Below are 24,311 nucleotides of genomic sequence, written 5' to 3' on the forward strand. Positions count from 1 at the left end.
CGCCGGGTTCGGGGACCTGCGGTGCTACTGACCAGTGGTCGAGCAGCGCCGGGCTTCGCGGCGTGCAGGCGGGTTGCAATATATAAGTTTCTGCTTAATGATTGAGGTGTGGAGACGTTCGAGGCGCTGGGCGATCCCGTCCGGCGGCGGATCCTGGAGCACCTGTCCCGCGGCGGCGAACTGTCCGCGGGGCAGCTCGCCGCGCTCGCCGGGGACGAGTTCGCGATCAGCCAGCCGGCCGTGTCGCAGCACCTGAAGGTGCTGCGCGAGGCCGGCCTGGTGACGGTCCGGGCCGAGGGACGACGGCGCGTCTACGCGCTGCACGCCGAGGCCCTGCTGGAGGCCGAGGGGTGGCTCGCCGGGCTGCGGCAGTTCTGGTCGCAGCGGCTGGACGCCCTGGAGACGGAACTGCGGCGCGGGGCGCGCGAGCGCACCGCGGGTAGCGCAGCAGGCGGCCGCGAGGAATCCGGCCGGCACGACACCATTCACGGCGCGGCACCGCCCGCGCCCGGTCCGAGGAGGACGGCATGAAAGACCTGATCGAAGCACTGAACGCACGCGACCTGAGCACCGACCTGGACGCCGTCGCACGGCGCGTGTCCGACGGCGAGGTGCCCGCCGGGCCCGCCAAGGTCATCACCCTGACCCGCACCTACCGCGCCGCGATCGACGACGTCTGGGACGCGCTGACCAGCGCCGAGCGGCTCCCCCGCTGGTTCCTGCCGGTCAGCGGCGACCTGACCCTCGGCGGCCGGTACGCCTTCGAGGGCAACGCGGGCGGCGTCGTGCGCGAGTGCGAGCCGCCGCGCCGGTTCGTCGTCACGTGGGAGATGGGCCCGGCGGGGCCGCGGGACTCCTCGCTCGTCGAGGTGAGGCTCGCCGACGACGACGGCGCCACCCGCCTCACCCTGGAGCACCGCGCCCAGGTGCCGCCCGAGATGTGGGACCAGTTCGGCCCGGGCGCCGTCGGCGTCGGCTGGGACGGCGCCCTCCTGGGCCTGGCCACGCACCTGGCGGGCCTGACCAAGTCGGCCACGGACGACGAGATCGCCGCCCACCCGGCGATCATGGAGTTCAACCGGGCCTCGGCCGCGGCCTGGGGCGCCGCCCACGAGGCCGCGGGCGCCGAGCCGGCCACGGTCCGGGCGAACGTCGCGGCGACCACGGATTTCTACGTGCCGCAGGGGTGACCGGGCCGGGACGAAGCACGACACGCACGAGAGGACGGCCGATGAGCGAGGACGACCGCGCGACGCCGCCGGGCAACCGCGTGCTCGTGGTGGACGACGACGCCGGGCTGGCCCGCGCCCTGGCCATCAACCTGCGCGCCCACGGCTGGGACGTGACCGTGGCGGGCACGGGGGCCGCCGCCCTCGAGGCCGCGGCCTCGGCCCGGCCCGACGTCGTCGTCCTGGACCTGGGCCTGCCCGACCTGTCCGGCCTGGATGTCATCGCAGGGATCCGGGGCTGGAGCCGGGTGCCGGTCGTCGTGCTGTCGGCCCGCCAGCTGGGCGAGGACAAGGTCGACGCCCTCGACGCCGGCGCCGACGACTACGTCACCAAGCCCTTCGCGATGAACGAGCTCATGGCCCGGCTCCGCGCCGCCGTCCGCCGCGCCGCCCCGGACCCGGCCGCGGCGCCGGGCGAGGCGGTCGTGACCGCGGGCGCCCTCAGCATCGACCTCGCCCGCCGGATCGTCACCCGCGGCGGCACCGAGGTGCGCCTCACGCCGACCGAGTGGGGCCTGCTGGAGGTCCTGGTCCGCAACCGCGGCCGGATGGTCGGCCGCCTGCAGCTCCTGCGGGAGGTGTGGGGCGCCTCCTACGGCTCCGAGACCAACTACCTGCGCGTCTACACCGCGCAGCTGCGCCGCAAGCTCGAGGACGACCCGTCCCACCCCCGGCACATCCTCACCCACCCGGGCGCGGGGTACAGGTTCGAGGCCGGCTGAGCCTCAGCCGCGGGCCCGCAGCGCGGCCTCGGTGCGGCTGGCCACGCCGAGCTTGCGCAGGATCGCCGAGACGTGGACGGACGCCGTCTTCGGCGAGATGAACAGGCGCCCGGCGATCTGCCCGTTGGTCAGGCCCTCGGCCACGAGGTCCAGCACCTGCTGCTCGCGCGCGGTGAGCTGGTCCGCGTCCGGCGCCGGCCGCGGGGCCCCGCCCGGCTGCGCCGCGGCGTCGTCGGCCGCCAGTCCCGCGCGGCCGAGCAGATCGGCCGCCCACCCGGAGATCAGGCCCGCCCCGATCCGGTCCGCCTCGGCGGCCGCGGCGTTCAGGGCGGCCCGCGCCCCGGGCCGGTCCCCGGCGCCGAGCAGGGCCTGTCCCGCGCGGAACCGCGCGTACGGGTACAGGTGGGCGGGCCCGCGCGGATGGTCCGCGACCGCCTCCCACGGGCCCTCGCCGAGCTCGGCCGCGAACGCCGCCGCCCACACCGGGTACGACGGCCAGTGCGCGCACGCGGCGAGCTTCTCGCGCAAGGGCGCGACGTCGGCGTCGACGTCGGCCTCTGGGTTGATCCCTGCGTCGATCCGCGCGCCGATCCCCGCGTCGATCCCCGAACCGGCCACCGCGGCCCGCGCCGCGACGGTGACCGCCTCGAGCAGGTACGGCGGCCGGTCCGACGTGGCCAGGAACGCGGTCACGAGCTCGTAGGCCGCCGCCGCGTCGTCGTCCAGCAGCGCGAGCTGGGCGCGCAGGACCGCCACGCGCATCCGGACCTGCTCCTCCAGCGCCCCGAACCGGTCCCAGGCCGCTCCCCGCGCCGCGGCCTCGGCGCGCGCCCGCGCGACCTCGCCCTGCCAGAGGGTGAGCCACGTGGACTGCATCTGCAGGTGCACGGCGTGCGGGCTCAGGTGCGTGCCGGAGCCGGCCAGCGGGATCGACCGCGCGAACGCGTCGGCGGCCTCCGCCCACCGGCCGGTCCCCACCAGCGCCTCGGCGCGGTTCAGGCTGATCAGCGACGTCGAGAGCTCGGACGCGCCGGCCCGCCGGGCCGTCGCCAGGCCCTCCTCGGTCTCGGCCAGCGCACGCTCCCACTCGCCGCGCAGCAGGAACGCGTCCGTGCCGTTGATGTAGTAGCGCTGCAGCGCGTTCCAGTCCGAGCCGGCCAGGTCCCGCGCCGCGACGAACTCCGCCATCGCGGCCGGGTCGCCCGTGCCGTGCCGCGCCGTGGCGCGGATGTTCAGCCCGATCGCGGCGAGCGGCCGGTGCCCGGCCCGCAGCGCGGTCTCGTGGCCCGCGCCCGCCGCCTCGATCGCCTCGGCGGACCGCCCGTCGAGCATCAGGTAGCGGGCCTTGCGGATCAGCACCTCGGCCCGTACGGCGTCGTCGACGCCCGGGGCCAGCAGGTCGAGCGCCTTGTCGACGAGCGCGGGCCCCTCGGGCGACCCGGCGTGCGCGGCGCACAGCGCCGCGTCGCACAGCATGCGCGCGTGCCCGACGACGTCGCCGGCGGGCCACTCGTCCAGGGCCTGGTACGCCAGCGCGAGCGCGCGGTCGGTCCGCAGCGACTGGCGGACGGCGTCGGCGACCACGCGCAGCAGCTCGTGGTGCTCGATCCCGGCCACGTCGCGCGCGTCCGGGACCTGCTCCCAGAGCTCGAGCGCCCGTTCGCCGAGCCGCACCGCGGCGGAGATCGCGGCGCCCGCCACGGCCGCGGTGTGCGCCTCGACGGCGGCCGCGAGCGCCTTGTCCAGCACCCCGGCGCGCCACCAGTGGTCGGCGATGTGGGAGAGCTTGGCGACCGAGGGGGTGCGCCGGGACAGGGCCGTGGTCAGGGCGTTCGCGTAGGCGATGTGCAGCCGGCGGCGCTCGCCGGGCAGGAGCTCGGCGTACACGGCCTCCTGCATGAGGGCGTGCCGGAACTGGTAGCGCTCGGCGGTGGCGACGAGCACGGAGGACTCGATGGCCTCGCGGGCGGCGTCGTCCGGGCTCAGCGGGTCGTCGCGCCCGGGGGCCTCGGGGCCGGACCGGGCGAGCACGTCGTCGAGCACGTCGTGCCAGACGCTCGCACCCGCGGCCGCGACGACGCGGCACAGGGCCTGCGCGGGGCGGGACAGGCGCCAGTAACGCAGCAGCAGGATGTCGCGGAGGGACTCGGGCAGCTCGGCGCCGTCGAGGCCGCCGGCGAGCTCCTCGACGTAGAAGGGGACGCCCTCGCTGCGTTCGACGAGATCGCTGAGGAACCGGGCGGGCAACCGCGGCTGCGCGCCGGGCGTCGCGTCGTCGCCCGCGAGCAGGTCCCCGGCCATCGCGCGGACCTCGTCCTGGTCGAGCCGGCGCAGGTCGAGGCGCGTGGCGACGCGCGCGCGGTCGAGCTCGGCCATGGCGGCGCGCAGGGGGTGGCCGCGGCCGACGTCGTCGGACCGGTACGTGAGCACGAGCAGCAGGCCCGGTGGCGCGGTGCGGGCGAGGCGGATCGCCAGGGCGCGGGTGACGTCGTCGGACCAGTGCAGGTCCTCGAGCACGACGAGGACGGGGCGGTCGGCGGCGAGCCGGGCCAGCAGCCCGGCGATGACCTCGGGGACGCGCTCGGCGCCGGGGTCGCCGTCGGCCTCGACGAGTCCGGGCGCGACGGCGCTCAGCGCGCCCGCGGCGGGGCCGGCGGCGGCGAGCGTCGCGGCGGCGCCGCGCTCGGCGACGATGCCGTAGAGGATCCCGGTGAGCGCGGCGTACGGCACGGGCCCGGAGCCGGAGTCCGTGCACTGCCCGGTCAGGACGACGACGCCGTCGGCCGCGCCCGTCAGCTCCTCGACCAGCCGGGTCTTGCCGATGCCGGCCTCGCCCGCGACCACGACCGTGCGGCCGGGTCCGCGGCCTGCCCGGGCGAGCGCGTCGCGCAGGGCGGCGAGCTCGGCGGCGCGCCCCACGAGCCGGGCATGGGTGACGGGCATGGGGGCATCGTGCCACGCGGGAGGGCCTGGGGCCCGGGAATTTCGCGGGGCCGCGGCCGCCCGGCGCCCTTGGGCAACTCATGGTTGCGCGTCGCGCCGGTTCCGGCTACGGTGATGCGCAATCACTAGTTGCACTTCAATCCGGAGGACCCAGATGACCGACATCCTGCACCGCATCGGTGCCCAGGCCCCGCTCGAGAAGGTCTACGAGGCGATCGCCACGCCCGCCGGCGTCGCCGCCTGGTGGACGCAGCAGACGACCGGCGAGGGCACCGTGGGCAGCGACCTGGACACGGAGTTCCGCACCCTGGAGGGCGAGCTGGTCGGCACGATCGGGATGCGGGTCGCCGAGCTCGACCCGGCCGCCGGCGTCGTCGACTGGCTCGTCACCGACGGGCCCGAGGAGTGGAACGGCACGCACATCCGCTTCGAGCTGCACGAGGACGAGGACTGGACGATCGTGATGTTCCGGCACACCGGCTGGGCCGAGCCCGTCGAGTTCCTGCACCACTGCAGCACCAAGTGGGCGTCGTTCCTGCTCAGCCTCAAGAAGTACGTGGAGACCGGCGAGGGCGAGCCGTCGCCGCGGGACGTCCGGATCAGCAACTGGCACTGAAAGGATGACAACCATGGAGTACGGATCGATCGAGCGCGAGCTGTTCGTCAACGCCTCCCCGGAGGTGGTGTTCGACGTCGTCAGCAACCCGGAGCACGTCAAGGAGTGGTGGTCCGACGACGCCGAGTTCGGCCCCGGGCCCGGCTCCCCCGGCTGGCTCACCTTCGGCGACCCCGCCGCGGGCGGGGACCGCGTCCGGTTCCAGGTGGCGGACGCCGTCCCGCACACGCGGTTCGCGTTCCGCTGGACGCACGCGGACCCGGACGCCGCGCCGGGGAACTCCAACCTGGTGGTGTTCGAGCTGACGCCCGCGGACGGCGGCACCATGCTGCGGTTCAGCGAGACCGGGTTCCGCGAGCGCGGCTGGGCCGAGGCCAAGGTCAAGGAGGTCCACGACGACCACACCAGCGGCTGGGACCACTTCCTGCCGCAGCTCGTCACGCACGCGGAACGGATCGGGGCGGACGCGTGACGAAAGTCAGGGAGGCGGGTGCGAGAGAGGCGGGCGGCGCCAGGGTGACGGCCGGCGAGGCGGGCGGCGCCACGGTGTCCGACGACGACCTCTGGTCCGCCGTCGGGGACCCCACCCGCCGCCGCCTGCTGGACCTCCTGCTGCACGAGGGCGGGGGCACCGCCACGAGCCTGAGCTCGCACCTCCCGGTCACCCGCCAGGCCGTGGCCAAGCACCTGGCGGTCCTGGACCGCGCGGGCCTGGTCCACGCGACGGCGTCGGGCCGGGAGCGGCGCTACCGGGTCGACGACGCCCAGCTCCAGCGCGCGGTGGCCCAGCTCACCGAGGTAGGCACGGCCTGGGACGCCCGCCTGGCCCGCATCCGCCGCCTGGCGGAACGCCTCCACCAGTCGACGAAGAACCACCCACCTGCCTGACGGGCTGGTCAGGAAGGGTGTGCCGGATGGGCTGGTTCGGGTGGCCCGGCGGCAGGGCGGGCTCGTCTCCGTCGTCCAGTGCGAGGAGCACGGGATCGGCGCCGGGGTGCGCCGGCGGCTCGTCCGGTCGGGCGAGTGGTCGCGGGTCGTTCCCGGCGTTCTCGACACCGGGTCGATCGATCCCCGGCTGCATCCGCTCGACGCCGCCGATGCCGGCATCCCGCCGGACGACCTGCAGCGGAACATCCACGACGACGACGGCGACTTCATCGGCCGCGGTGACCTGCTGTGGTATCTCGGCGGGGGCCGCTGGCTCATGGTCATCTCGGTCGATGGCAGCGGTTCCATCGTCCGGGATGGCATGGTCGCCGGTCCGCGGACAGGTCCGCCGGGCGGCGATGAGTTCTCGGCGGCGGCGTCGTCCGACATGAGGACGGCAGCCCTAGCTCTGGAGGATCCGATGCGCACCATCGTCTCGACCGCGTTCGTCTCGCTCGACGGGAAGGTCGATCCGACCGGCGGCGACCCCGACCTGCGGGACACCGCCTGGACGTACCGCACCGTGGAGATGTGCGAGGAGATGTACGAGCTCAAGGGACGCGAGCAGGAGGAGGCCGACGGGCTGCTCCTCGGGCGGCGCAGCTACGAGATGTTCGCGCCCGTGTGGCCGCGGATGGCCGAGTTCGAGCGGTACAACACGCTGCCGAAGTACGTCGTCTCGACCGCGCTCGGCGACGGGGATCTCGTGGACGACTGGGGCGAGACCACGATCCTGCGCTCGCTCGACGAGGTCGCGAGGCTCAAGGCGGACGGCGAGGGTGAGCTCCAGGTGCACGGCAGCGCGAGCCTCGGGCGGGCGCGGGCCGACGCCGGGCTGGTGGACCGGTTCGACCTGCTCGTGTTCCCGGTGCTGCTCGGGCAGGGGAAGCCCCTGTTCTCCGACACGGACAAGGGGGCCCAGCGGCTGCGGCTCGTGGAGCACGAGGTGTACGCGAACGGGGTGCAGAAGCAGGTGTTCGACGTCGTCCGGTGACGCGGACCGGCGCAGCAGGGGCCGCCGCCCGGGCCGATGCGTTCAGCCCGGGCGGCGATTTCCCAAGCCGGGCAACACAACCGCGCAACAAAACACCGCCGTGACGCAACATCGTCGAAGATAACGTCCAAGGCATGACGCAGAACCGCGAGCGCCACGCCGCACCCCGGCACTTCCTCATGTGCCCACCCGAGCACTTCGACGTCGTCTACGCCATCAACCCCTGGATGGACACCACCGTCCCCGTCGACACGGGCCGCGCGATCCGGCAGTGGACGGCCCTGAAGGACGCCTACGAGGCCCGCGGCCACACGGTCGACGTGATCGACTCCGAGCCGGGCCTGCCCGACATGGTGTACGCGGCCAACGGCGGCATCGTCGTGGGCGGGCAGGCGATCGCCGCGCGGTTCGCCTACCCGGAGCGGGCCAAGGAGGGCCCCGCCTACGACGCCTGGTTCACCGGGCCCGCGGCCCGCGCCCGCGGGATCGCCGCGCTCGGCCAGTCCGGGGAGACCCAGGAGGGCGAGGGCGACCTGCTGCTGATCGGCAGCACGCTGCTCGCGGGCCACGGGTTCCGCACGACGCGCGCCGCCCACGAGGAGGCCGCGCGCCGCCTGGGCCTGGCGGAACAGGGCATCGGCGTCGTCCCCCTCGAGCTCGTGGACCCGCGCTACTACCACCTCGACACGGCGCTGGCCGTCCTCGACGACGGCGCCGGCGGCAACCCCCCGCTGGTCGCCTACCTGCCCGGCGCGTTCGCGCCGGAGTCCCGCGCCGTGCTCGAGCGGATGTTCCCCGGCGCGATCATCGCGTCCGACGACGACGCCGCCGTGCTGGGCCTGAACGTCGTCTCCGACGGGAGGACCGTGTTCCTCACCGACCGCGCCGGGAAGCTCGCCGAGGACATCGCCGCGGCCGGGTTCGACGTCGTCGGCGTCGACCTGTCCGAGCTGTTCAAGGGCGGCGGGTCCGTGAAGTGCTGCACGCTGGAGCTGCGGCCCGGCGCCGTCGGACAGGAGACCTCCCGATGACCACCGTCCCCTTCCTCGACGTCGCGGGCGCCGCCCGCTGGGCCGCGCGCCGCGGCCCCGAACGCGTCATCGCGGACCTCACCGACGCGATGGAGCGCGACTTCGCCCGCTGGGCCGAGCTGGACAAGCGCCCCCGCATCGCGAGCCACTCCGCCGACGGCGTCATCGAGCTCATGCCCGCCGCCGACGCCGAGACGTACGGCTTCAAGTTCGTCAACGGCCACCCCGCCAACCCCGCCCGCGGCTTCCAGACCGTGACGGCCGTCGGGATGCTCGCGCGCGTCGACAACGGCTACCCCAGCTTCCTCGCGGAGATGACCCTGCTGACCGGGCTGCGCACGGCGGCGGCGTCGGCGCTCGCCGCGCGTTACCTGGCGCGCCGCGACTCGCGGGTCATGGCGATGATCGGCGCCGGCTCGCAGGCGGAGTTCCAGGCGCTCGGCATGCGGGCGGAGCTCGGGATCGAGACGCTGCGCGTGTTCGACGTCGACCCGGCGGCGTCGGCCAAGCTGGCCCGGCACGCCAAGGAGCTCGGCTTCGACGTCGTGATCGCCGCCGATCCGGGCGAGGCCGCGCGCGGCGCCGACGTCGTCACGACGTGCACGGCGGACAAGCGCAACGCCGTCGTGCTGACCGACCGTCAGGTCAGGGAGTCGTGCCGTCCCGGTGTCTTCCTCAACGCGATCGGCGGCGACTGCCCCGGCAAGACGGAGCTGGAGCCCGCCACGGTCGCCCGCGCCAGCGTGTTCGTGGAGCACACGGAGCAGACCCGCATCGAGGGCGAGATCCAGAAGCAGGCCCCGGACTTCCCGGTCACGGAGCTGTGGGAGGTCGTCACGGGCGCGAGGCCGGGCCGGCGGTCCGGCGACGAGCTGGTGGTGTGGGACTCGGTCGGCTTCGGCGTGGAGGACTGGACGACGCTGAAGTTCGTCGCGGCCGACGTCGCCGCCTCGGCCCCGGAGCTGCTCCAGCACCTGGACCTCATCGCGGAACCGTCCGACCCGAAGGACCTGTTCTCCCTGGTCGCGGCACGCGGAGACGCGGCCTAGGACCCCACCGCTGAAGGCTGTGCCGCTGTGTCCGCGTTCCGCGGACCCGACGGCACAGCCTTCAGCAGCCGGTCCGGTGGCCGCCAGAGCCAGCCGAGGCGGCTGCGCCTGGTGACGAGGTCGATCACGAGCGCCAGCGGGATGACGACGGCCGCCACGACCACGGGCAGCCACTGCGAGAAGGGGTGCGGGACCACGATCCCGGTCATCGCGAGAAGCCACAGGATGGTGTGGATCAACGGCGTGTGCAGGACGAAGACCGGCAAGGTGCGTGCGCCGATCCGGCCCAGCCGCGGGACGACGACGGCGAGCCCGCAGCAGATCGCGATCCCTGCGAGCAGCCCGGCGATGTTGACCAGGAGATACGGTCCGAAGGCATGGGTGAGACCCTGCCCGGCGACGAGCCAGGCCAGCCCGTACCAGCCGCCGACGACGAGGGTCCCGGACCACCAGCGCAGGCGCTGCGCGTACGCCTCGACGAGCGGGCGCAGGTGCAGGCCGATCAGGAAGAACAGGAGGTACCGCGCCGCTCCGCGATACGCGATGCCGCCCAGGTCCACGCCCGAAAGGGCCCAGGCACTGATGCCGAGCGCGACGCCGAGCTGCAGCCAGACGGGGACCGGACGGATCAGGCGGGCAAGGAGGAAGAGGACGCCGAGCACCCAGATGAACCAGAGCTCGGACCACGGATAAACGGGCGCGACCGCGACCTGGACGACGAAGATCCACCACTCGGCGTCGGGAATCTGGTGGTGTCCGGTCGCCTGGCGTACGGCGAGCGAGATCGGCTCCCACAGGACGAACACCCAGGCGAAGTAGATGATCTTGCCACGCAGCAGGGTGCGCCACGACGCCGCGACCCACTTCGCCGCGAACAAGCCCGCCACCGTGAAGAACAGCGGCATCCGAAGACTCCGCAGCGGCGACGTGTACTCGTCGGCCACCGAGAAGTCGTAGCCCGCATCACCGATCCATCCTGTCGCGTGATAGACCACGACGAGGATGATCGCCAGGGCCCGGGCGGAGTCCGCCCAGGCGATCCGGGGGCGCGCGGCCGGACTGACCGCTTCGGGCAGGACTTCGGCGTGTTTCCGGCCTTCCGCGCTGCCGTCCCGCGGACTCTCGTGCCGTGCCACCGGACTGCCGGGTGTGCTGGTCAGGGCCTCGTTCACGGGGCAACTGTAGGTGGCGTCCGTCAGCCGAAGGACCTGTTCTCCCTGGTCGCGGCGCATTGACGGCACTGAGCCGGGTGCAATATTCACCCCCGTGTCCGTTCTGTGATGCCCGGGGGACACCCGGGCGGCGGAGCATGTGCCACGGTCGGCGGTGTCGCCGGCCGTGGCCTTCGTCCTCCGGGAGACCTCATGCCTCGTGCCCTGCCCATCGCTCTCACCGTCTGCGCCGCCGGTGCGCTGATCGCGCCCGCCGCGCTCGCGCCCGCTGCCGCCGCCCCGGTGTCCACCGCCGTCACCGCCACGACGGCCGACGTCGCCCGGCGCTGGGCGCCCGTCCACTACCAGGACGTCGACCAGACCGGCACACACGCCCTCGGCGGGCGGTCCGACTACATCACGCGGGTCGACTTCGACGGCGACTGGAACGGCCTGAACAACTGGGACAACGCCGGGACCGGGTCGATGGCGGCGTCCGCGTACTGGTCGTCGGTGGAGACGTCCACGCACTGGTTCCTCACCTACACCTTCTTCCACCCGCGGGACTGGACCGACTCGTTCTTCGACACCGAGCACGAGAACGACGCCGAGGGCGTGCTGCTCGCCGTGGAGAAGGACGGCACCACCTACGGCAAGCTGCGCGCCGCCGTCACGGTCGCGCACACGAACTTCTACTCCTACCTGCCCGGCGGCACCACCTGGTCCGCGGGCGGCGAGTCGGTGGACGGCACGCTGCCGATGCAGGCCAACCCGCACGACGGCCTGTCCCACCCCGTCACGGCGCAGGAGGCCAAGGGCCACGGCCTCAAGGCGCGCGGCGGCTACGACATCAACGGCGACGGCGTCATCTACTTCCCGGCGACCTCCGCCGAGGCCCCCGCCCACCCCGACGACCGCGACGTGCGCTACGACCTCGTCGACGTGTTCGCGTCCGGCGGCCTGTGGGAGCGCCGCAGCACGACGCCGTTCGCGAGCTGGGGCTCGTTCGCCGGCGACACGTCGGGCGGCTGCGGCAGCGGCGCGATCGGCTGCTCGGCCAACGCCGCCAACGCCCCGTGGGGCTGGGACGACGGCGACGACGTCCCGGGCCGCGGCGCCCTGGCCACGGACCCGGCGGGCGTGATGGCGTCGTACTTCACGATCGCGGGCAGCTTCTCCCGGACGTACACGAGCAACCGCTTCCGGTGAGCTGACGACGCCGGCCCGGGACTCCCCCGCATGTCGGGGAGTCCCGGGCCGGCTCGCCTCAGGCCGTCAGACCCGGATCACTTCCGCAGGTCGAAGCGGTCCAGTTCCATGACCTTCTGCCAGGCGGCCGCGAAGTCGCGGACGAACTTCTCGCCCGCGTCGTCGGACGCGTACACCTCGGCCAGGGCCCGCAGCTCGGAGTTCGAGCCGAGGACCAGGTCGACGCGCGAGGCCGTCCAGCGGCCGTCGCCCGAGGTGAAGACCTGCTCCTCGGCGTCGGGCTTCCACTCGAGGCCGAGCTCCAGCAGGTTGACGAAGAAGTCGTTCGTCAGGACGCCGGGGCGGTCGGTCAGGACGCCGAGGTTCGAGCCGTCCCAGTTGTTGCCGAGCACGCGCAGGCCGCCGGTCAGCACCGTGGCCTCGGGGGCGGTGAGGCCCAGGAGGTTGGCGCGGTCGACGAACAGGTACTCGCTCGGCAGCTTGACCAGGCGCGTGTCGTAGTTGCGGAAGCCGTCGGAGACGGGCTCCAGCCAGGCGAAGTTCTCCTCGCTGGTCTGCTCCTGGGTCGCGTCCACGCGGCCGGGCGTGAAGCCCACCTCGATCTCAACGCCGGCCGCGCGGGCGGCCGTCTCGACGCCGACGCCGCCCGCGAGCACGAGCACGTCGGCGAACGACACCTGGACGTCCGACGACGCGTTGAAGTCCGCGACGATCTCCTCGAGCCTCGCGACGACCGGCGCGAGCACCTCGGGGCGGTTGACCTTCCAGTCCTTCTGCGGCGCCAGGCGGATGCGGCCGCCGTTCGCGCCGCCGCGCTTGTCCGACGTGCGGTGCGTGGCCGCCGCCTTCCACGCGGTGGACACGAGCTGGCCGACGTCCAGGCCCGAGTCCGCGATCTTCTGCTTCAGCGTCGCGATCTCGGCCGCGCCGATCACCCGCTCGGGCGCCGCGGGCAGCGGGTCCTGCCACACCAGGTCCTCGGCCGGGACCTCGGTGCCGAGGTAGCGGGCCTTGGGGCCCATGTCACGGTGCGTCAGCTTGAACCAGGCGCGGGCGAACGCCTCGGCGAACGCGTCGTGGTCGGCCAGGAAGCGGCGCGAGATCTTCTCGTACTCCGGGTCGAGGCGCAGCGACAGGTCGGTCGTGAGCATCGTCGGGAGGCGCGTGGCGCCGCCGGCGTCCGGGGCGGGGATGCTCGCCTCGGCGTCCTTGGCGACCCACTGGATCGCCCCGGCGGGCGACGTCGACCTCTCCCACTCGAACGCGAACAGGTTCTGGAAGAACAGGTTCGTCCAGCGCGCCGGCTCCTGGGTCCAGGTGACCTCCAGGCCCGAGGTGAGGGCGTCCGCCCCCACGCCGGTGCCGTGGCCGTTGCGCCACCCCAGACCCTGCTCCTGCAGCGGCGCGGCCTCCGGGTCCGGGCCCATCCGGTCGTCCGGGTGGGCGCCGTGCGTCTTGCCGAACGTGTGACCGCCGGCGATGAGCGCGACCGTCTCCTCGTCGTTCATGCCCATGCGGCCGAACGTCTCGCGGATGTCCCGTGCGGCCGAGACCGGGTCCCCGTTGCCGTTCGGGCCCTCCGGGTTGACGTAGATCAGGCCCATCTGGACCGCGGCGAGCGGCGCCTCCAGCTCACGGTCGCCCGTGTACCGCTCGTCGTCCAGCCAGACCTTCTCCGGACCCCAGTAGACGTCCGCGTCGGCCTCCCACACGTCGGCACGGCCGCCCGCGAAACCGAACGTCCGGAAGCCCATCGACTCCAGCGCCACGTTGCCGGCGAGGATCATCAGGTCGGCCCACGAGATCGACTGGCCGTACTTCTTCTTCACCGGCCACAGCAGGCGGCGCGCCTTGTCCAGGTTGCCGTTGTCCGGCCAGGAGTTCAGCGGGGCGAACCGCTGCTGGCCCGCGCCGCCGCCACCGCGGCCGTCGTGCGAGCGATAGGTGCCCGCGGAGTGCCAGGCCATGCGGATCATCAGGCCGCCGTAGTGGCCGTGGTCCGCCGGCCACCAGTCCTTCGAGTCCGTCATGACGGCCGTCAGGTCCGCCTTCACGGCGTCGAGGTCCAGCGCCTCGAACGCGGCCCTGTAGTCGAAGCCCGGGTCCAGCGGGTCCCGCTCGGCCGTGTGCTTGGCGAGGATGCTCAGGTTGAGGCGGTTGGGCCACCACTCGGTGTTGGCATCCCCCCGCGTGGGGTGGACACGGGCCTCGCCGTACCCCATCGGGCACGTGCCCGCGGACTCCGGTTCGGCTGTCACGGGCACGCCTCGTTCGGGGCTGCTTGCAGACATGGGGGACTTCCTTCCAGGTCAGAGGTCCTCGGTGGAACTGTTCAGTTGATGGCGCTCGCGTGCGCACGGCACTCGGGGCAGAGCCCCCAGTAGACGACCTCCGCCTCGTCCACGGCGTAGCCGTGGTCGTCCTCGGGGAGCATGCACGGCGCCTCACCGACCTCGCAGTCGATGTCGGCGATCGCGCCGCACCCGCGGCACACCAGGTGGTGATGGTTGTCCCCGACCCGCGTCTCGTACCTGGCCGTCGCGCCCGACGGCTGGATGCAGCGCACCAGCCCGGCGGCGGTCAGGGTGTGCAGCGAGTCGTAGACGGCCTGATGGGACACGTCGGGCAGGTCCCGCCGCGCCGCCTCGAGCAACTGGCCCGCGTCGGCGTGCGGATTGCCGGCCACGGCCGCCAGCACGGCCACGCGAGGCCGGGTCACGCGCAGACCGGCCTCTCGTAGTCGCTGCTGCAGGTCGTCGGCCGTGCTCACGACACCCAGTCTCACCCCTGATCCTGAATGAGTCAAAAGAAGACCCGCGGACCGTGGCCCGGGATGTCACACACCCCCGCTACGGTTCCGCTCATGACCGCAATGACGTCCGACGACGCCGCCGCTCCCGGCGACACGGCCGCCGCCGCGCCGGAGCAGGCCCCGCCCGTTCCCCCGCCCGGCTCCCCCGCCTCCCGGCACCCGCCCCGCTGGCTGCCGCGCGCGCTGGCCATGGGGGTCGTCGCGGTGTTCGCCGGGATCTTCACGTGGAACGCCCTCGGGCAGCTGAAGTCCCTGTGGATCGCGCTGCTCATCGCGTTCTTCCTGTCGCTCGCGCTGGAACCGCCCACGATCTGGCTCGTCAAGCGCCGCTGGCCGCGCGCGGCCGCCGCCGCGACGACGCTGTTCGGATCGCTGCTGGTGCTGGGCGGGGTCGCCGCGCTGTTCGGGAACCTGTTCGTGAAGCAGCTGACCGAGCTCGCCAGCTCCCTGCCGGAGTACTACGAGACGCTGCGCGACTACGCGGGCGACTCGTTCGGCATCCTGCTGCCCACGTCCAAGGCGCTGGTCGACGACGGGCTCGCCGCGTTCGGGGGCGACGTCGCCTCCGGCGCGATCGGCGTGCTCGGCGACGTCCTGTCCGGCGCGTTCTGGACCATCACGATCCTGCTCGTCGCCTTCTACCTGCTGGCCGCGGGCCCCCGGTTCCGCCGCGCGGTGTGCCGCTGGGTGCCGCCGCACCTGCAGGACGACGTGCTCTACCTGTGGGGCGTGGTGCAGCGCAAGGTGTCCGACTACCTCGACACCCGGCTCGTCCTGGCGATCATCTCGACCGTCGTCACGTACGTGTTCCTGCTGATCCTGGGCACGCCGAGCGCGATCCCGCTGGCGGTGTTCGTCGGCATCGTGTCCCAGTTCGTGCCCACGATCGGCGCCTACCTCGGCGGCGCGCTGCCCACCATGGTGGCGCTCACCAGCCAGGGGCCGGGCCAGGCCGTGGCGGTGCTGATCTTCGTGATCGCCTACCAGCAGCTGGAGAACCTGGTCATCGCGCCCAAGCTGTCCGAGCGCGCGCTGGAGATGAACGCGGCCGTCAGCCTGCTGGCCGTGCTCGCGTTCGGCGCCGTGTTCGGCGCGCTCGGCGCCTTCCTCGCGCTGCCGGTCGCGGCCACGATCCAGGCGATGGCGCAGACGTACCTGCAGCGGCACGACCTGATCGAGTCGGCGATGTTCGACGACCCGAAGGACAGCTGGATCGAGGCGCGGTAGGAGAGCCGGCCGCCGGATCGTGCGGGCAGCAAACCGCCGGACCGCCCGAGGGGGGCGGTCCGGCGGCCGGATGCGGAGGGATCAGCTCGCGACGAGCTCGCTCTCGCGGGCAGGGGCCGACGGCGTCGTCGTCCCCTCCTGCTGCGACCGCGACGACCCGCCGATCCCCGCCTGGCGTCCGTGCGCCAGCAGCAGCGGCAGCGCCACGAACGTGAACCCGCCCACGAGGTTGCCCAGCAGGGTGGGAATCTCGTTCCACACCAGGTAGTCGACGATCGTGAAGTCGCCGCCCAGCATCAGCCCGGACGGGAACAGGAACATGTTCACGATCGAGTGCTCGAAGCCCATGTAGAAGAACAGCATGATCGGCATCCACATGCACACGACCTTGCCGATGACGCTCTTGGACATCATCGCGCCCACGACGCCCGTGGAGACCATCCAGTTGCACAGCACGCCGCGGACGAACAGCGTGAGCATCCCCGCCGCCCCGTGCTCGGCGTACCCGACCGTGCGACCCTCGCCGATGGTGCCGAGCGCCTGCCCGACCTCGTCGGGCTCGACGGAGAACCCGTACGTGAAGTAGATCGCCATGAGCAGCGCGACGGTGAGCGCCCCGGCGAGGTTCCCGAGGAACACCAGTCCCCAGTTGCGCATCATGGCACCGAAGCTCACGCCCGGCGCCCGGGTCAGCCACGCGAGCGGCACCAGGGTGAAGACGCCCGTGAGCAGGTCGTACCCCAGCAGGTAGAGCATGATGAAACCCACCGGGAAGAGCATCGCGCCCACGAGCGGGTTCCCCACCCGCGTGCTGACCGTGACGGCGAACGCCGCGCCGAGCGTCAGGAGCGCGGCGGCCATGTAGGCGCGCACGAGGGTCTCGCGCGTGGACTGGGAGACCTTGGACCCGCCGGCCGCGATCATCGCGGTCAGGAGGTCCGGCGGCTTGACGTGTGGCATGAGGTGCCTCCGATCCGAGGGTGCGGCTGGAACCGAGCGTCTCGCACGCCGGTTTCCCCTGACACGCGGCGGCGTTACCTGGACAGCACGACAATCTCACTGCCCAGGTTCATCGACTGTGAGATTGTCGCAGGTCCCCGGTCACTCCCTGACCACCGGGTCGTCACCGCCGGACCGGCCGCATCACAGCCCCACCGCTCCGGCCGCGCACGTCACTGGTACTTTCACGCTGCCCCCACGGCGCGGGGATCGTTGGTCGCGCCCGAGAATGAACGCCCTTCAGGATCAGTCCTTACCTGGCATGCGGCACGGCGGGCGGTGTGTTCAGATCAGTCGTATGGATCGGATCGTGAACCGTCCCGCGACGGTTGAGCTGACGCAGACGCCGGACCTGACCCCGCTGCCCGCGACCACGACGGGCCCGGACTCGCAGTCCGGATACGCGGCACTGCGCGCGCGCTGGGGACAGATCGCGCCCGTCGAGATCGAGCCGGGCGTGCCCGCCTGGCTCGTCATGGGACACGCGGAGATCTACCGGATCCTGCGGTCCGAGGCGCTCTTCTCGCGGGATCCCCGCAACTGGCGGTGGCACCGGGACGGGCTGCTCCCGGACGGGGCCGCGATCCTCGCCTACTCCCCGCGCCGCCCCCGGGCGGCGTCGTACCACCACGACGGCGCGGAACGCGCGCGCCTGCGCGCGCCCCTGGACGCGGCCCTCGGCACCCTGCCCGAGAAGGCGGTGCTGACCACGACCCGCGAGGTGTGCCGCCGGCTGATCGGCGAGTTCGGGCAGACGGGGCGCCACGAGCTCGTCGGCGACTACTGCAGGAAGGTCGGCTTCCTCGCGATGGCCGCAATGTTCGGCTTCGACGCGGGCACGAGCGCGCGCCTGATGGTCGACTCGGGTCTGACGCTCGGCCACGGGGCGCGCGCCCAGGAGGCGCAGGAGCGGATCGCGGCGACGCTCGTGGCGCACGTCCGGCAGCGGCGCTCGGCCGGCGCCGCGGACCTCACCAGCGCGCTGGCCCACGACCGGCGGTTCCGGTCCGACGTGGAGATCGCCGAGACCATGGCGATCCCGATGCACGCGGCCAGCACGTTCCTGACGGCCTGGATCGCCCAGACGTTCCACCTGATCCTCGGGGACGGCCCGTTCGGCGCCCGGTGGACGCAGGGCCGCATCAGCCTCGACGACCTGCTGGAGGAGGTGCTGTGGCGCGAGACCCCGGTCGCCAACTCGCCGGCGCCGCGCTACGCGATGACGGACCTGAGGCTGGACGGGAAGCTGATCCGCACCGGTGACGCCCTGGTGCTGGCCATCGCGGCGGCGAACGGGGACCCGCGGATCCACACCGGCGATCCGTGGGACGAGCTCGGGAACCGCTCGCACCTGGCGTGGGGCACGGGCGTGCACCAGTGCCCGGCGCCCCGGCAGGCGCGCATCATCGCGCGGGTCGCGGTGGAGGAGCTGCTGCAGGTGGCCGACCTCCGGCTGCTGACCCTCCCCGGGCAGACCACGTGGACGGCGTCACCGTGGGTGCGGTACCCGCAGCGGCTGCCGGTCGAGTTCCGGCGCGTGCCGCGCGGACGGCACACGGCTGTCGACACGCGCCCTCCCGCTCGGTAGCTTGACGCCCATGGTGTTCACCGTGCCGGCGGTCGCGTCCGTCCTGCTGCTCGGCCTGGCCGCGGGCGTGTTCCACGCGTTCTCGTCGTTCGTCATGAGCGGTCTCGGCCGCGCGGGCGACCTCCCCGCGGGCGAGGCCATGACCGGCATCAACGAGACGGCCGTGCGGCCCGCCTTCATGAGCGTGTTCTTCGGGGCGCTGCTGGTCCCGGCGCTGACCACGGTCGTCGGGTTCGTGTCCGGCGACGACGGCGCGGGCTGGCTGCTGGCCGCGACCCTCGTCTACCTGGCGGGCACGTTCGGCGTGACCGTGGCGCGCAACGTCCCCCTGAACGACCGGCTCCTGGCGGCCTCCGACAAGGCCGCGGCCTGGCGCGACTACCGCGGCCCGTGGACGGCGTGGAACCACGTGCGCACGATCGCGGGCGCCGTCGCGACGGTCCTGGCCGCGCTGGGACTGGTCCTGCGCTAGCGGCGCCGGCACGCGCGCATGTGAAACCGCCGTTCCGGCGAGAGAATGCGGGCACACCCCCGCCCGCATTTCCAAGATATAGCCCAGGTGGGGGCTTGCCGCAAGGCCCCCTCGGCAGCGGAGAATCGTCGCTCGCAGCGGCTCCGGGCATCGCCGGGGCCCGGGACAAGGGGGAACCATGCGCGTGGTGCTGTCGACCTACGGGTCGCGAGGAGATGTCGAGCCGATCGTCGCGCTCGGGCTGGCGCTGGCCGGGCGGGGCGCCCGGGTGCACGTGTGCGCGCCGCCCGACCTGGGGTGGCTGGCCGAGGAGGCCGGGCTGGAGTTCAGCGGTGCCGGGCGGCACGTCCAGGAGATGGCGACCGTGGCGATGACCGGCAAGGTGAAGGTGTCGCTCCCGGAGATCACGGCGGAGCTGGCCGCCGCGTTCCACGAGGCCGTGCGCGCCGCGGCCGCACCGGCGGGAGGTGCGGCCGCCGTCGCCGTCGTCTCCGCCGGGGTGATCGGCGCCCAGGCCGGTGCCCGATCCGCGGCCGACCTGCTCGGGGTGCCCTACTTCGGCACGACGTTCTCCACCAACGCCATCCCGACGGCGGAGCTCCCGCCGATGCGCTGGCCCGGCCAGCCCGCACCGGACGACGCCGGCAACGAGGCGCTGTGGAAGCTCAACGCCGAGCACCTCGGCACGCTCTTCGGCCCTCCGGTCGACGCGCAGCGGGCCGCGGCCGGCCTGCCCCCGGCCGGGAACGTCCGCGACCACGTCCTCGGGGAGCGCACCTTCCTCGCCTCGGACCCGGTGCTCGGCCCGTGCACTCCCCTACCGGGGTACGACGTCGCCCAGACGGGCGCGTGGATCCGGCCCGACAAGCGGCCCCTGCCCGGCGACGTCGAGGCCTTCCTCGCGGACGGCCCGCCCCCGGTCTACGCCGGGTTCGGCAGCATGCCCCTGCGCGACGCCGCGGCGACCGGCCGCGCGGTCATCGAGGCCGTGCGCGGCGCCGGGCGGCGCCTCGTCCTGGGCAGCGGCTGGGCCGGGCTGTCCGGGGAGCTCACCGGAGCCGACGACGCCGTCCTCACCATCGGCGAGGTCAACCAGCAGGCCCTGTTCCCCCGCGTGGCCGCCGTCGTGCATCACGGTGGCGCCGGGACGACCACCACGGCCGCCCGGGCGGGAGCGCCGCAGGTGATCGTGCCGCAGGTCGCCGACCAGCCGTACTGGGCGAGCCGGGTCGCGGAGCTCGGCGCCGGCGTCGCGCACGACGGGCCGCTGCCGACGACGGAATCCCTGTCGGCGGCCCTGGAGGTCGCGCTCGCGTCCCGGACCCGCGACCGCGCCGCCGCCCTCGTCCCGGCGATACGCGCGGACGGCGCTGCAGTGGCCGCGGACCTGGTCCTCGGCGCCTGAGCACGGGGTCGCCGTCCGCGGGCCCGAGGCCGGCGATGAGTCCCGCCGGGCGGCGTCGTCCACCCTGCATGGACACTCACAACATCTCGAACCTCTACGACCTGCCGCCCCTCGAGTGGGACGCGGCCCGGACGCAGCTGCGGGACGCGACCGCGCAGGGCGGCGGCGGGCCCGACCGCTGGACGTGGTGGGTCACCACCGTGAACGCGGACGGCAGCCCGCACACCAACCCCGTCGGCGCGCTCTGGCACGACGACGCCGTCTGGTTCGTCACCGGGCCGCACACCCGGCGCGGCCACAACCTCGACCGCGACACCCGGGTGACGGCCGCGTTCTCCGCACCCGAGCTCGACCTGGTCGTGGAGGGCCGGGCCGAGCGGGTCACCGATCCGGCCCAGGTCGCCGCGCTGGTGAAGGTCTACAACGACCAGGGCTGGCCCTGCACCACGGACGAGTCCGGGATCGGGCTCGACGCGCCGTTCATGGCGGCGTCGGCGGGCAAGGCGCCGTGGTTCCTGTACCGGGTGGCCGCGACGTCGGCGCATGCGGTGTCGACCGTGGAGCCGGGCGGCGCCACGCGGTGGACGTTCTGAGCGGGCGGCGCGTGACCGTGACCGGCATGACGACCACCCGCGCGGACGGCCTCGTGGCCGCGGAGCGCCGGGCTCTCGCGGCGGATCTGCGCGGGCTCACCGGCGAGCAGTGGGACCGGCCGTCGCTGTGCGGCGGGTGGACGGTGGCCGACGTCGTCGCGCACCTCGGATCGGCGATGACGATCGGCACGTCCGGCTGGATCCGCAGCATCGTGGGCGCGGGCTTCCGGCCCGGCGTGCACAACCAGCGGCAGATCGAGCGGTTCCGGCGGGCGACGCCGGGCGAGACGCTGGACCGGTTCGCGCGGCTCGGGGCGGCCGGCGGCGAGCCGGTGCGGATGCCCACCAAGGATCCCGTGCCGTGGCTGGGTGAGCTGATCGTGCACGGCGAGGACATCCGGCGCCCGCTCGGGATCGAACGCTCGTACCCCGGCGAGGCGCTCGGCGCGGTGGCCCGGTTCTATGCCTCGCACGACTACGCCGTCAACAGCCGGTCCCAGGTCAAAGGGCTGCACCTGGTCTCGGCCGACGTGCCGTTCGAGGCGAACGCCGGCTCGGACGCCCTGGTCGAGGGGCCGATCCTCGCGCTGATCATGACCATGGCCGGCCGCCCGTCCCACCTCGGCGACCTCACGGGCGGCGGCGTTCCCGAGCTCCGCCGGCGCCTGCGGGCGTAGCTCGTCCGGCAGCCCCGGCGTCAGCCCCTACGATGTCGCGAATGAGCACTTCACTCGACGAGTACAACGAGGCGACGCACGACGCCCTGCACCGCGCCTGGAGCGGCTGGGGAACCGTGGACGAGCACGTCATCGCCCACCTGATCTCCCCCGAGTTCCTGGGCGGGCCCCGCTGGCCGTCCACGCGGCAGGCGCACGTCGTCGTGCGGCGGGACGGCGAGCTGCTGGTCGCGAGCGACGGCCTGGCCGACCCCATGGAATGGGAGGACGGCGGCGACCCGCCCGTCACCAACGGCTTCGGCGTGGAGGTCTACGCGATGTCGGGCGACGAGTTCGAGGACACCTCCGTCGAGGCGATCCCGCGCACGTGGCTCGGCATGCTCCTGATGGGGGTGTCCTCGACGGTGGCGCAGAACGGGCCCACGTTCGCGCGGATGCTCCAGGCCGAGGGGACGATCACGGTCGCGTTCGGCGCGGACGCGCTGCCGGCGGCCGCCCACGAGCGCTACGTCGACGGCGACGGCCTCGCCGTGGTGCTGCTCGGCGCGACCGGCAAGGAGATCCCGGACACGGTGGACGGCCCGCTGTCCCCGATCCGGCTGGTCAACGCCAAGCTCCTGACCGCCGCCGAAGGGGCGTTCTGCGTCCAGGACGGCCGCGGCAGCCGCGAGTCCCGCGAGGAACTCGTCCGCCGCTTCCACGACCAGGGCGCCCCGCTGCACTCGAGCCTGACCCGCGACTCGGTGGTGGGCTGAGCCGGGGGCCGATGCGGTCGGCCCAATGTCGGCCGAGGTCGGCCCGAAGTCGCAGGTTCGGCCGCCCGGGCGACCGACCGCAAGGACAGCGGGCCGACCGCCCGACGAGCGGCCGACGGCATCAGCACGGCAGCCACACGATCGCGGCGCAGGCTCCCACGTACAGGGCCTGCTCCGCGAGGCGGCGGCCGAGGGGCGTGACGGGCGTGCCGGCGAAGTCGAGGCCGCGGCGGGCGGCCGAGATGTTGGCCGGGGTCATCGCGAGGGTGAGCAGGCCGAGGCAGATCGCGGCGGCGGGCGCCGTCGCCGGGACCAGCAGGCCGATGGCGCCCGCCACCTCGAGGATCCCCGTGCCCGCGACCAGCAGGTCCGGGCGCGGCAGGCCGGGCGGGACCATCCGCACGAGGTCGCGCCGGACACGCGGGATCAGGCGGCCCGACGACGCCAGCAGGTAGACCGCGGCGACGCCGGCGCGCAGGGCGTCGTGCCAGGTGTCGAAGCCTGGCACGGCGAGGCCTACCAGGCGCGTGACGACGGTGATCCCGATCAGGAGGACGGGTAGCGGGACGGGCATGATGGCTCCGATCTTGACGCCGACAAGTTCGAGGGCCCACTCCACCACCCGGCTGGTATCTTGTCAATGTAAAGATCATCGCCCGTCGTCGAGGGGAACCACAGCGGGATGAGCTATCACCACGGAGACCTGCGCCGGGAGATGGTCGCGGCCGCCGCGGCGGCGATCGCCGAGCAGGGACCGGCCGGGCTGAGCCTGCGCGAGCTGGCCCGGCGCGCGGGGGTGAGTCATGCCGCCCCGGCGCATCACTTCGGCAACAAGACCGGGGTGCTCACCGCCGTCGCGACGGAGGGGTACACGTTGCTCGCGGCAGCCCTCGACAAGGCGGCACCCGACGGGGCGGCGCACGGCCGGCAGGCGGACGACGCCCTGCTCGCCGCGGGCCTCGCCTACGTCGGTTTCGCGGTCGGCCACCCCGGCCATTTCGCCGTCATGTTCGACCGCTTGCTGCTGCACGACGACGCCGGGCTGCGGGCCGCCGAGGAGAAGTCGGCCGCTGCCCTCGCCCGGGTCGCCTCGGACCCCGAGGCCGGCCGCGCCGCCTGGTCCGTGGCCCACGGTTTCGCGAGCCTCTGGCTCTCCGGCGCGATCTCGGGTCCCGACGCCGTCGCCGCGGCCGAACCCGTCCTGCGCCGGGCCGCCATCACGGGCGGGCCCGGCGCAGCCGGGGTCAGCCAGCCCGGCGGTACGCCCGGAACGCCGTCGCTGCCGGCGCCGACATGACCACGGCCGCGGCCGCGAGCGGCCCCAGCCGGCTCCAGATCAGCTCGCGGTGGCCGAGGGTCGCCGGGGTGACGCGGGCTCTCGTGCATCAGGCGCGAACAGCATCCTGGCCAGCAGGAGCATGAATCCCGCGGATGCCGCGGGGGTCGCGAAGACCGCGTACGTCGACGGGGCCGCGACCGCTCCGGTCGTGATGATGGCCCAGCCCGCCCCGTAGCCAAGCGCGCGGCCGCGGGGCATCGGGTGGTTCACCGCGGTCTCGCGCCGGAGGGACGTCATGACGATCCAGCCGACGGCGAGGCCGATCAGCAGCGGCGAGAGGTAGGCGAGCGCCCCGCCGGACAGGACGACCGGGAGGCCGTCCCCGTCGCCGGCTCCGGCCGCACTCGTCCGGCCGGCCGCGAGCAGCAGACCGATGACCGGCAGGGTCACGGCCAGGACGATCACCGCCGCGGCACCGACCACTCCCGCGACGTAACCCCGGGTCGGCGGGACATGGTTGCGGCGGGCGGCCACGGCGGCCGGTTCGGGTCCGGGATCCGCCGGGCGCCCGGTCGCGGCCGCACCGTCGTCGCCGGACATCGTGCCGCCGGAGAGTTCCTCCCCGATGACGTC

At 73.7% G+C, this 24,311-nt stretch carries 25 protein-coding genes; 18 read left to right on the forward strand and 7 right to left on the reverse strand.

The genetic code is table 11. The annotated features are described in order from the left end of the window. Window positions 1-108: 108 nt before the first annotated feature. From ABD208_RS06205 to ABD208_RS06215, 3 genes are read left to right on the forward strand one after another with little or no spacing between them, the layout of a single operon-like run. Window positions 109-531, forward strand: a complete 423-nt coding sequence (locus ABD208_RS06205; protein WP_344100630.1) for an ArsR/SmtB family transcription factor — start codon at window positions 109-111, stop codon at window positions 529-531. After that, complete coding sequence (locus ABD208_RS06210; RefSeq protein ID WP_344100632.1) at window positions 528-1,190, forward strand: SRPBCC family protein; 663 nt, start codon at window positions 528-530, stop codon at window positions 1,188-1,190. Before ABD208_RS06205 ends, ABD208_RS06210 begins: the two co-directional genes overlap by 4 nt. A gap of 41 nt (window positions 1,191-1,231) precedes the next feature. Further along, window positions 1,232-1,951: a response regulator gene (locus ABD208_RS06215; protein WP_344100634.1), complete on the forward strand. Its 720-nt coding sequence runs from the start codon at window positions 1,232-1,234 to the stop codon at window positions 1,949-1,951. Between the two features lie 3 nt (window positions 1,952-1,954). Here the strand turns inward: ABD208_RS06215 and ABD208_RS06220 are convergent, their stop codons facing one another. Continuing rightward, window positions 1,955-4,894 (reverse strand): helix-turn-helix transcriptional regulator, encoded by a 2,940-nt coding sequence (locus ABD208_RS06220; RefSeq protein WP_344100636.1) that lies wholly within the window; start codon window positions 4,892-4,894, stop codon window positions 1,955-1,957. A 154-nt stretch (window positions 4,895-5,048) separates the two neighbouring features. Between ABD208_RS06220 and ABD208_RS06225 the strand changes: the two genes are divergently transcribed. The 6 genes from ABD208_RS06225 (at window position 5,049) to ABD208_RS06250 (ending at window position 9,511) form a co-directional block, all read left to right on the forward strand. Continuing rightward, the gene (locus ABD208_RS06225; protein WP_344100638.1) at window positions 5,049-5,510 is read left to right on the forward strand and encodes an SRPBCC family protein; all 462 of its coding nucleotides are present in this window, start codon (window positions 5,049-5,051) and stop codon (window positions 5,508-5,510) included. Between the two features lie 13 nt (window positions 5,511-5,523). Beyond that, window positions 5,524-5,982, forward strand: coding sequence for an SRPBCC domain-containing protein (locus tag ABD208_RS06230; RefSeq protein ID WP_344100640.1), 459 nt, complete (start codon window positions 5,524-5,526; stop codon window positions 5,980-5,982). Beyond that, on the forward strand, window positions 5,979-6,398 hold the full coding sequence (locus ABD208_RS06235) for an ArsR/SmtB family transcription factor (protein WP_344100642.1): 420 nt from the start codon (window positions 5,979-5,981) through the stop codon (window positions 6,396-6,398). Before ABD208_RS06230 ends, ABD208_RS06235 begins: the two co-directional genes overlap by 4 nt. A gap of 40 nt (window positions 6,399-6,438) precedes the next feature. Further along, a complete protein-coding gene (locus ABD208_RS06240; protein WP_344100644.1) occupies window positions 6,439-7,431 on the forward strand; it encodes a dihydrofolate reductase family protein in 993 nt (330 codons plus the stop codon). Window positions 7,432-7,565: 134 nt separating this feature from the next. Next, window positions 7,566-8,462 carry a dimethylargininase gene (ddaH, locus tag ABD208_RS06245; RefSeq protein ID WP_344100646.1) on the forward strand — a complete coding sequence of 299 codons (897 nt, stop codon included), beginning with the start codon at window positions 7,566-7,568 and terminating at the stop codon, window positions 8,460-8,462. After that, on the forward strand, window positions 8,459-9,511 hold the full coding sequence (locus ABD208_RS06250) for an ornithine cyclodeaminase (RefSeq protein WP_344100648.1): 1,053 nt from the start codon (window positions 8,459-8,461) through the stop codon (window positions 9,509-9,511). Before ddaH ends, ABD208_RS06250 begins: the two co-directional genes overlap by 4 nt. Here the strand turns inward: ABD208_RS06250 and ABD208_RS06255 are convergent. After that, window positions 9,508-10,683: an acyltransferase family protein gene (locus ABD208_RS06255; RefSeq protein ID WP_344100650.1), complete on the reverse strand. Its 1,176-nt coding sequence runs from the start codon at window positions 10,681-10,683 to the stop codon at window positions 9,508-9,510. The genes ABD208_RS06250 and ABD208_RS06255 overlap by 4 nt on opposite strands. 192 nt (window positions 10,684-10,875) lie before the next feature. On the opposite strand from ABD208_RS06255, the gene ABD208_RS06260 reads away from it, so the two are divergent. Then, window positions 10,876-11,871, forward strand: coding sequence for a hypothetical protein (locus tag ABD208_RS06260; RefSeq protein ID WP_344100652.1), 996 nt, complete (start codon window positions 10,876-10,878; stop codon window positions 11,869-11,871). Window positions 11,872-11,948: 77 nt separating this feature from the next. Here ABD208_RS06260 and katG read toward each other — a convergent pair whose 3' ends face one another. After that, window positions 11,949-14,162, reverse strand: a complete 2,214-nt coding sequence (katG, locus tag ABD208_RS06265; protein WP_344100654.1) for a catalase/peroxidase HPI — start codon at window positions 14,160-14,162, stop codon at window positions 11,949-11,951. 41 nt (window positions 14,163-14,203) lie between these two features. Then, a complete protein-coding gene (locus ABD208_RS06270; RefSeq protein ID WP_425561079.1) occupies window positions 14,204-14,650 on the reverse strand; it encodes a Fur family transcriptional regulator in 447 nt (148 codons plus the stop codon). A gap of 84 nt (window positions 14,651-14,734) precedes the next feature. Here ABD208_RS06270 and ABD208_RS06275 point away from each other — a divergent pair, with 84 nt between their 5' ends. Beyond that, window positions 14,735-15,910, forward strand: a complete 1,176-nt coding sequence (locus ABD208_RS06275) for an AI-2E family transporter (protein WP_344100658.1) — start codon at window positions 14,735-14,737, stop codon at window positions 15,908-15,910. Window positions 15,911-15,991: 81 nt separating this feature from the next. On the opposite strand, the gene ABD208_RS06280 is transcribed toward ABD208_RS06275, so the two are convergent. Next, complete coding sequence (locus ABD208_RS06280; protein WP_344100660.1) at window positions 15,992-16,870, reverse strand: formate/nitrite transporter family protein; 879 nt, start codon at window positions 16,868-16,870, stop codon at window positions 15,992-15,994. A gap of 349 nt (window positions 16,871-17,219) precedes the next feature. On the opposite strand from ABD208_RS06280, the gene ABD208_RS06285 reads away from it, so the two are divergent. From ABD208_RS06285 to ABD208_RS06310, 6 genes are all read left to right on the forward strand, one after another. Further along, window positions 17,220-18,497 carry a cytochrome P450 family protein gene (locus tag ABD208_RS06285; RefSeq protein ID WP_344100662.1) on the forward strand — a complete coding sequence of 426 codons (1,278 nt, stop codon included), beginning with the start codon at window positions 17,220-17,222 and terminating at the stop codon, window positions 18,495-18,497. A gap of 10 nt (window positions 18,498-18,507) precedes the next feature. Continuing rightward, window positions 18,508-18,969 (forward strand): anthrone oxygenase family protein, encoded by a 462-nt coding sequence (locus ABD208_RS06290; protein WP_344100664.1) that lies wholly within the window; start codon window positions 18,508-18,510, stop codon window positions 18,967-18,969. A 178-nt stretch (window positions 18,970-19,147) separates the two neighbouring features. Further along, window positions 19,148-20,374, forward strand: coding sequence for a glycosyltransferase (locus ABD208_RS06295; protein WP_344100666.1), 1,227 nt, complete (start codon window positions 19,148-19,150; stop codon window positions 20,372-20,374). A 68-nt stretch (window positions 20,375-20,442) separates the two neighbouring features. Next, a complete protein-coding gene (locus ABD208_RS06300; protein WP_344100669.1) occupies window positions 20,443-20,967 on the forward strand; it encodes a pyridoxamine 5'-phosphate oxidase family protein in 525 nt (174 codons plus the stop codon). 26 nt (window positions 20,968-20,993) lie between these two features. Beyond that, window positions 20,994-21,644: a maleylpyruvate isomerase family mycothiol-dependent enzyme gene (locus tag ABD208_RS06305; protein ID WP_344100671.1), complete on the forward strand. Its 651-nt coding sequence runs from the start codon at window positions 20,994-20,996 to the stop codon at window positions 21,642-21,644. A 41-nt stretch (window positions 21,645-21,685) separates the two neighbouring features. Then, window positions 21,686-22,399 (forward strand): hypothetical protein, encoded by a 714-nt coding sequence (locus ABD208_RS06310; protein ID WP_344100673.1) that lies wholly within the window; start codon window positions 21,686-21,688, stop codon window positions 22,397-22,399. Window positions 22,400-22,520: 121 nt separating this feature from the next. Here the strand turns inward: ABD208_RS06310 and ABD208_RS06315 are convergent, their stop codons facing one another. Further along, the gene (locus tag ABD208_RS06315) at window positions 22,521-23,021 is read right to left on the reverse strand and encodes a DoxX family protein (protein ID WP_344100675.1); all 501 of its coding nucleotides are present in this window, start codon (window positions 23,019-23,021) and stop codon (window positions 22,521-22,523) included. Between the two features lie 60 nt (window positions 23,022-23,081). Here ABD208_RS06315 and ABD208_RS06320 point away from each other — a divergent pair, with 60 nt between their 5' ends. Further along, on the forward strand, window positions 23,082-23,696 hold the full coding sequence (locus tag ABD208_RS06320; protein WP_344100677.1) for a TetR/AcrR family transcriptional regulator: 615 nt from the start codon (window positions 23,082-23,084) through the stop codon (window positions 23,694-23,696). 39 nt (window positions 23,697-23,735) lie between these two features. Here the strand turns inward: ABD208_RS06320 and ABD208_RS06325 are convergent, their stop codons facing one another. Next, complete coding sequence (locus ABD208_RS06325; protein WP_344100679.1) at window positions 23,736-24,278, reverse strand: hypothetical protein; 543 nt, start codon at window positions 24,276-24,278, stop codon at window positions 23,736-23,738. Between the last annotated feature and the right edge of the window lie 33 nt (window positions 24,279-24,311).

It is taken from the genome of Myceligenerans crystallogenes, assembly GCF_039529775.1.
GTDB classification, from domain to species: Bacteria; Actinomycetota; Actinomycetes; order Actinomycetales; family Cellulomonadaceae; genus Myceligenerans; species Myceligenerans crystallogenes.

Coding starts and splice junctions, on each gene's coding strand:
- ABD208_RS06250 (WP_344100648.1), top strand. CDS start 8,459: ATGACCACCGTCCCCTTCCTCGACGTCGCGGGCGCCGCCCGCTGGGCC.
- ABD208_RS06260 (WP_344100652.1), top strand. CDS start 10,876: ATGCCTCGTGCCCTGCCCATCGCTCTCACCGTCTGCGCCGCCGGTGCG.
- ABD208_RS06310 (WP_344100673.1), top strand. CDS start 21,686: ATGAGCACTTCACTCGACGAGTACAACGAGGCGACGCACGACGCCCTG.
- ABD208_RS06230 (WP_344100640.1), top strand. CDS start 5,524: ATGGAGTACGGATCGATCGAGCGCGAGCTGTTCGTCAACGCCTCCCCG.
- ABD208_RS06290 (WP_344100664.1), top strand. CDS start 18,508: ATGGTGTTCACCGTGCCGGCGGTCGCGTCCGTCCTGCTGCTCGGCCTG.
- ABD208_RS06305 (WP_344100671.1), top strand. CDS start 20,994: ATGACGACCACCCGCGCGGACGGCCTCGTGGCCGCGGAGCGCCGGGCT.
- ABD208_RS06295 (WP_344100666.1), top strand. CDS start 19,148: ATGCGCGTGGTGCTGTCGACCTACGGGTCGCGAGGAGATGTCGAGCCG.
- ABD208_RS06300 (WP_344100669.1), top strand. CDS start 20,443: ATGGACACTCACAACATCTCGAACCTCTACGACCTGCCGCCCCTCGAG.
- ABD208_RS06280 (WP_344100660.1), bottom strand. CDS start 16,870: ATGCCACACGTCAAGCCGCCGGACCTCCTGACCGCGATGATCGCGGCC.
- ddaH (WP_344100646.1), top strand. CDS start 7,566: ATGACGCAGAACCGCGAGCGCCACGCCGCACCCCGGCACTTCCTCATG.
- ABD208_RS06220 (WP_344100636.1), bottom strand. CDS start 4,894: ATGCCCGTCACCCATGCCCGGCTCGTGGGGCGCGCCGCCGAGCTCGCC.
- ABD208_RS06210 (WP_344100632.1), top strand. CDS start 528: ATGAAAGACCTGATCGAAGCACTGAACGCACGCGACCTGAGCACCGAC.
- katG (WP_344100654.1), bottom strand. CDS start 14,162: ATGTCTGCAAGCAGCCCCGAACGAGGCGTGCCCGTGACAGCCGAACCG.
- ABD208_RS06320 (WP_344100677.1), top strand. CDS start 23,082: ATGAGCTATCACCACGGAGACCTGCGCCGGGAGATGGTCGCGGCCGCC.
- ABD208_RS06225 (WP_344100638.1), top strand. CDS start 5,049: ATGACCGACATCCTGCACCGCATCGGTGCCCAGGCCCCGCTCGAGAAG.
- ABD208_RS06325 (WP_344100679.1), bottom strand. CDS start 24,278: ATGTCCGGCGACGACGGTGCGGCCGCGACCGGGCGCCCGGCGGATCCC.
- ABD208_RS06275 (WP_344100658.1), top strand. CDS start 14,735: ATGACCGCAATGACGTCCGACGACGCCGCCGCTCCCGGCGACACGGCC.
- ABD208_RS06215 (WP_344100634.1), top strand. CDS start 1,232: ATGAGCGAGGACGACCGCGCGACGCCGCCGGGCAACCGCGTGCTCGTG.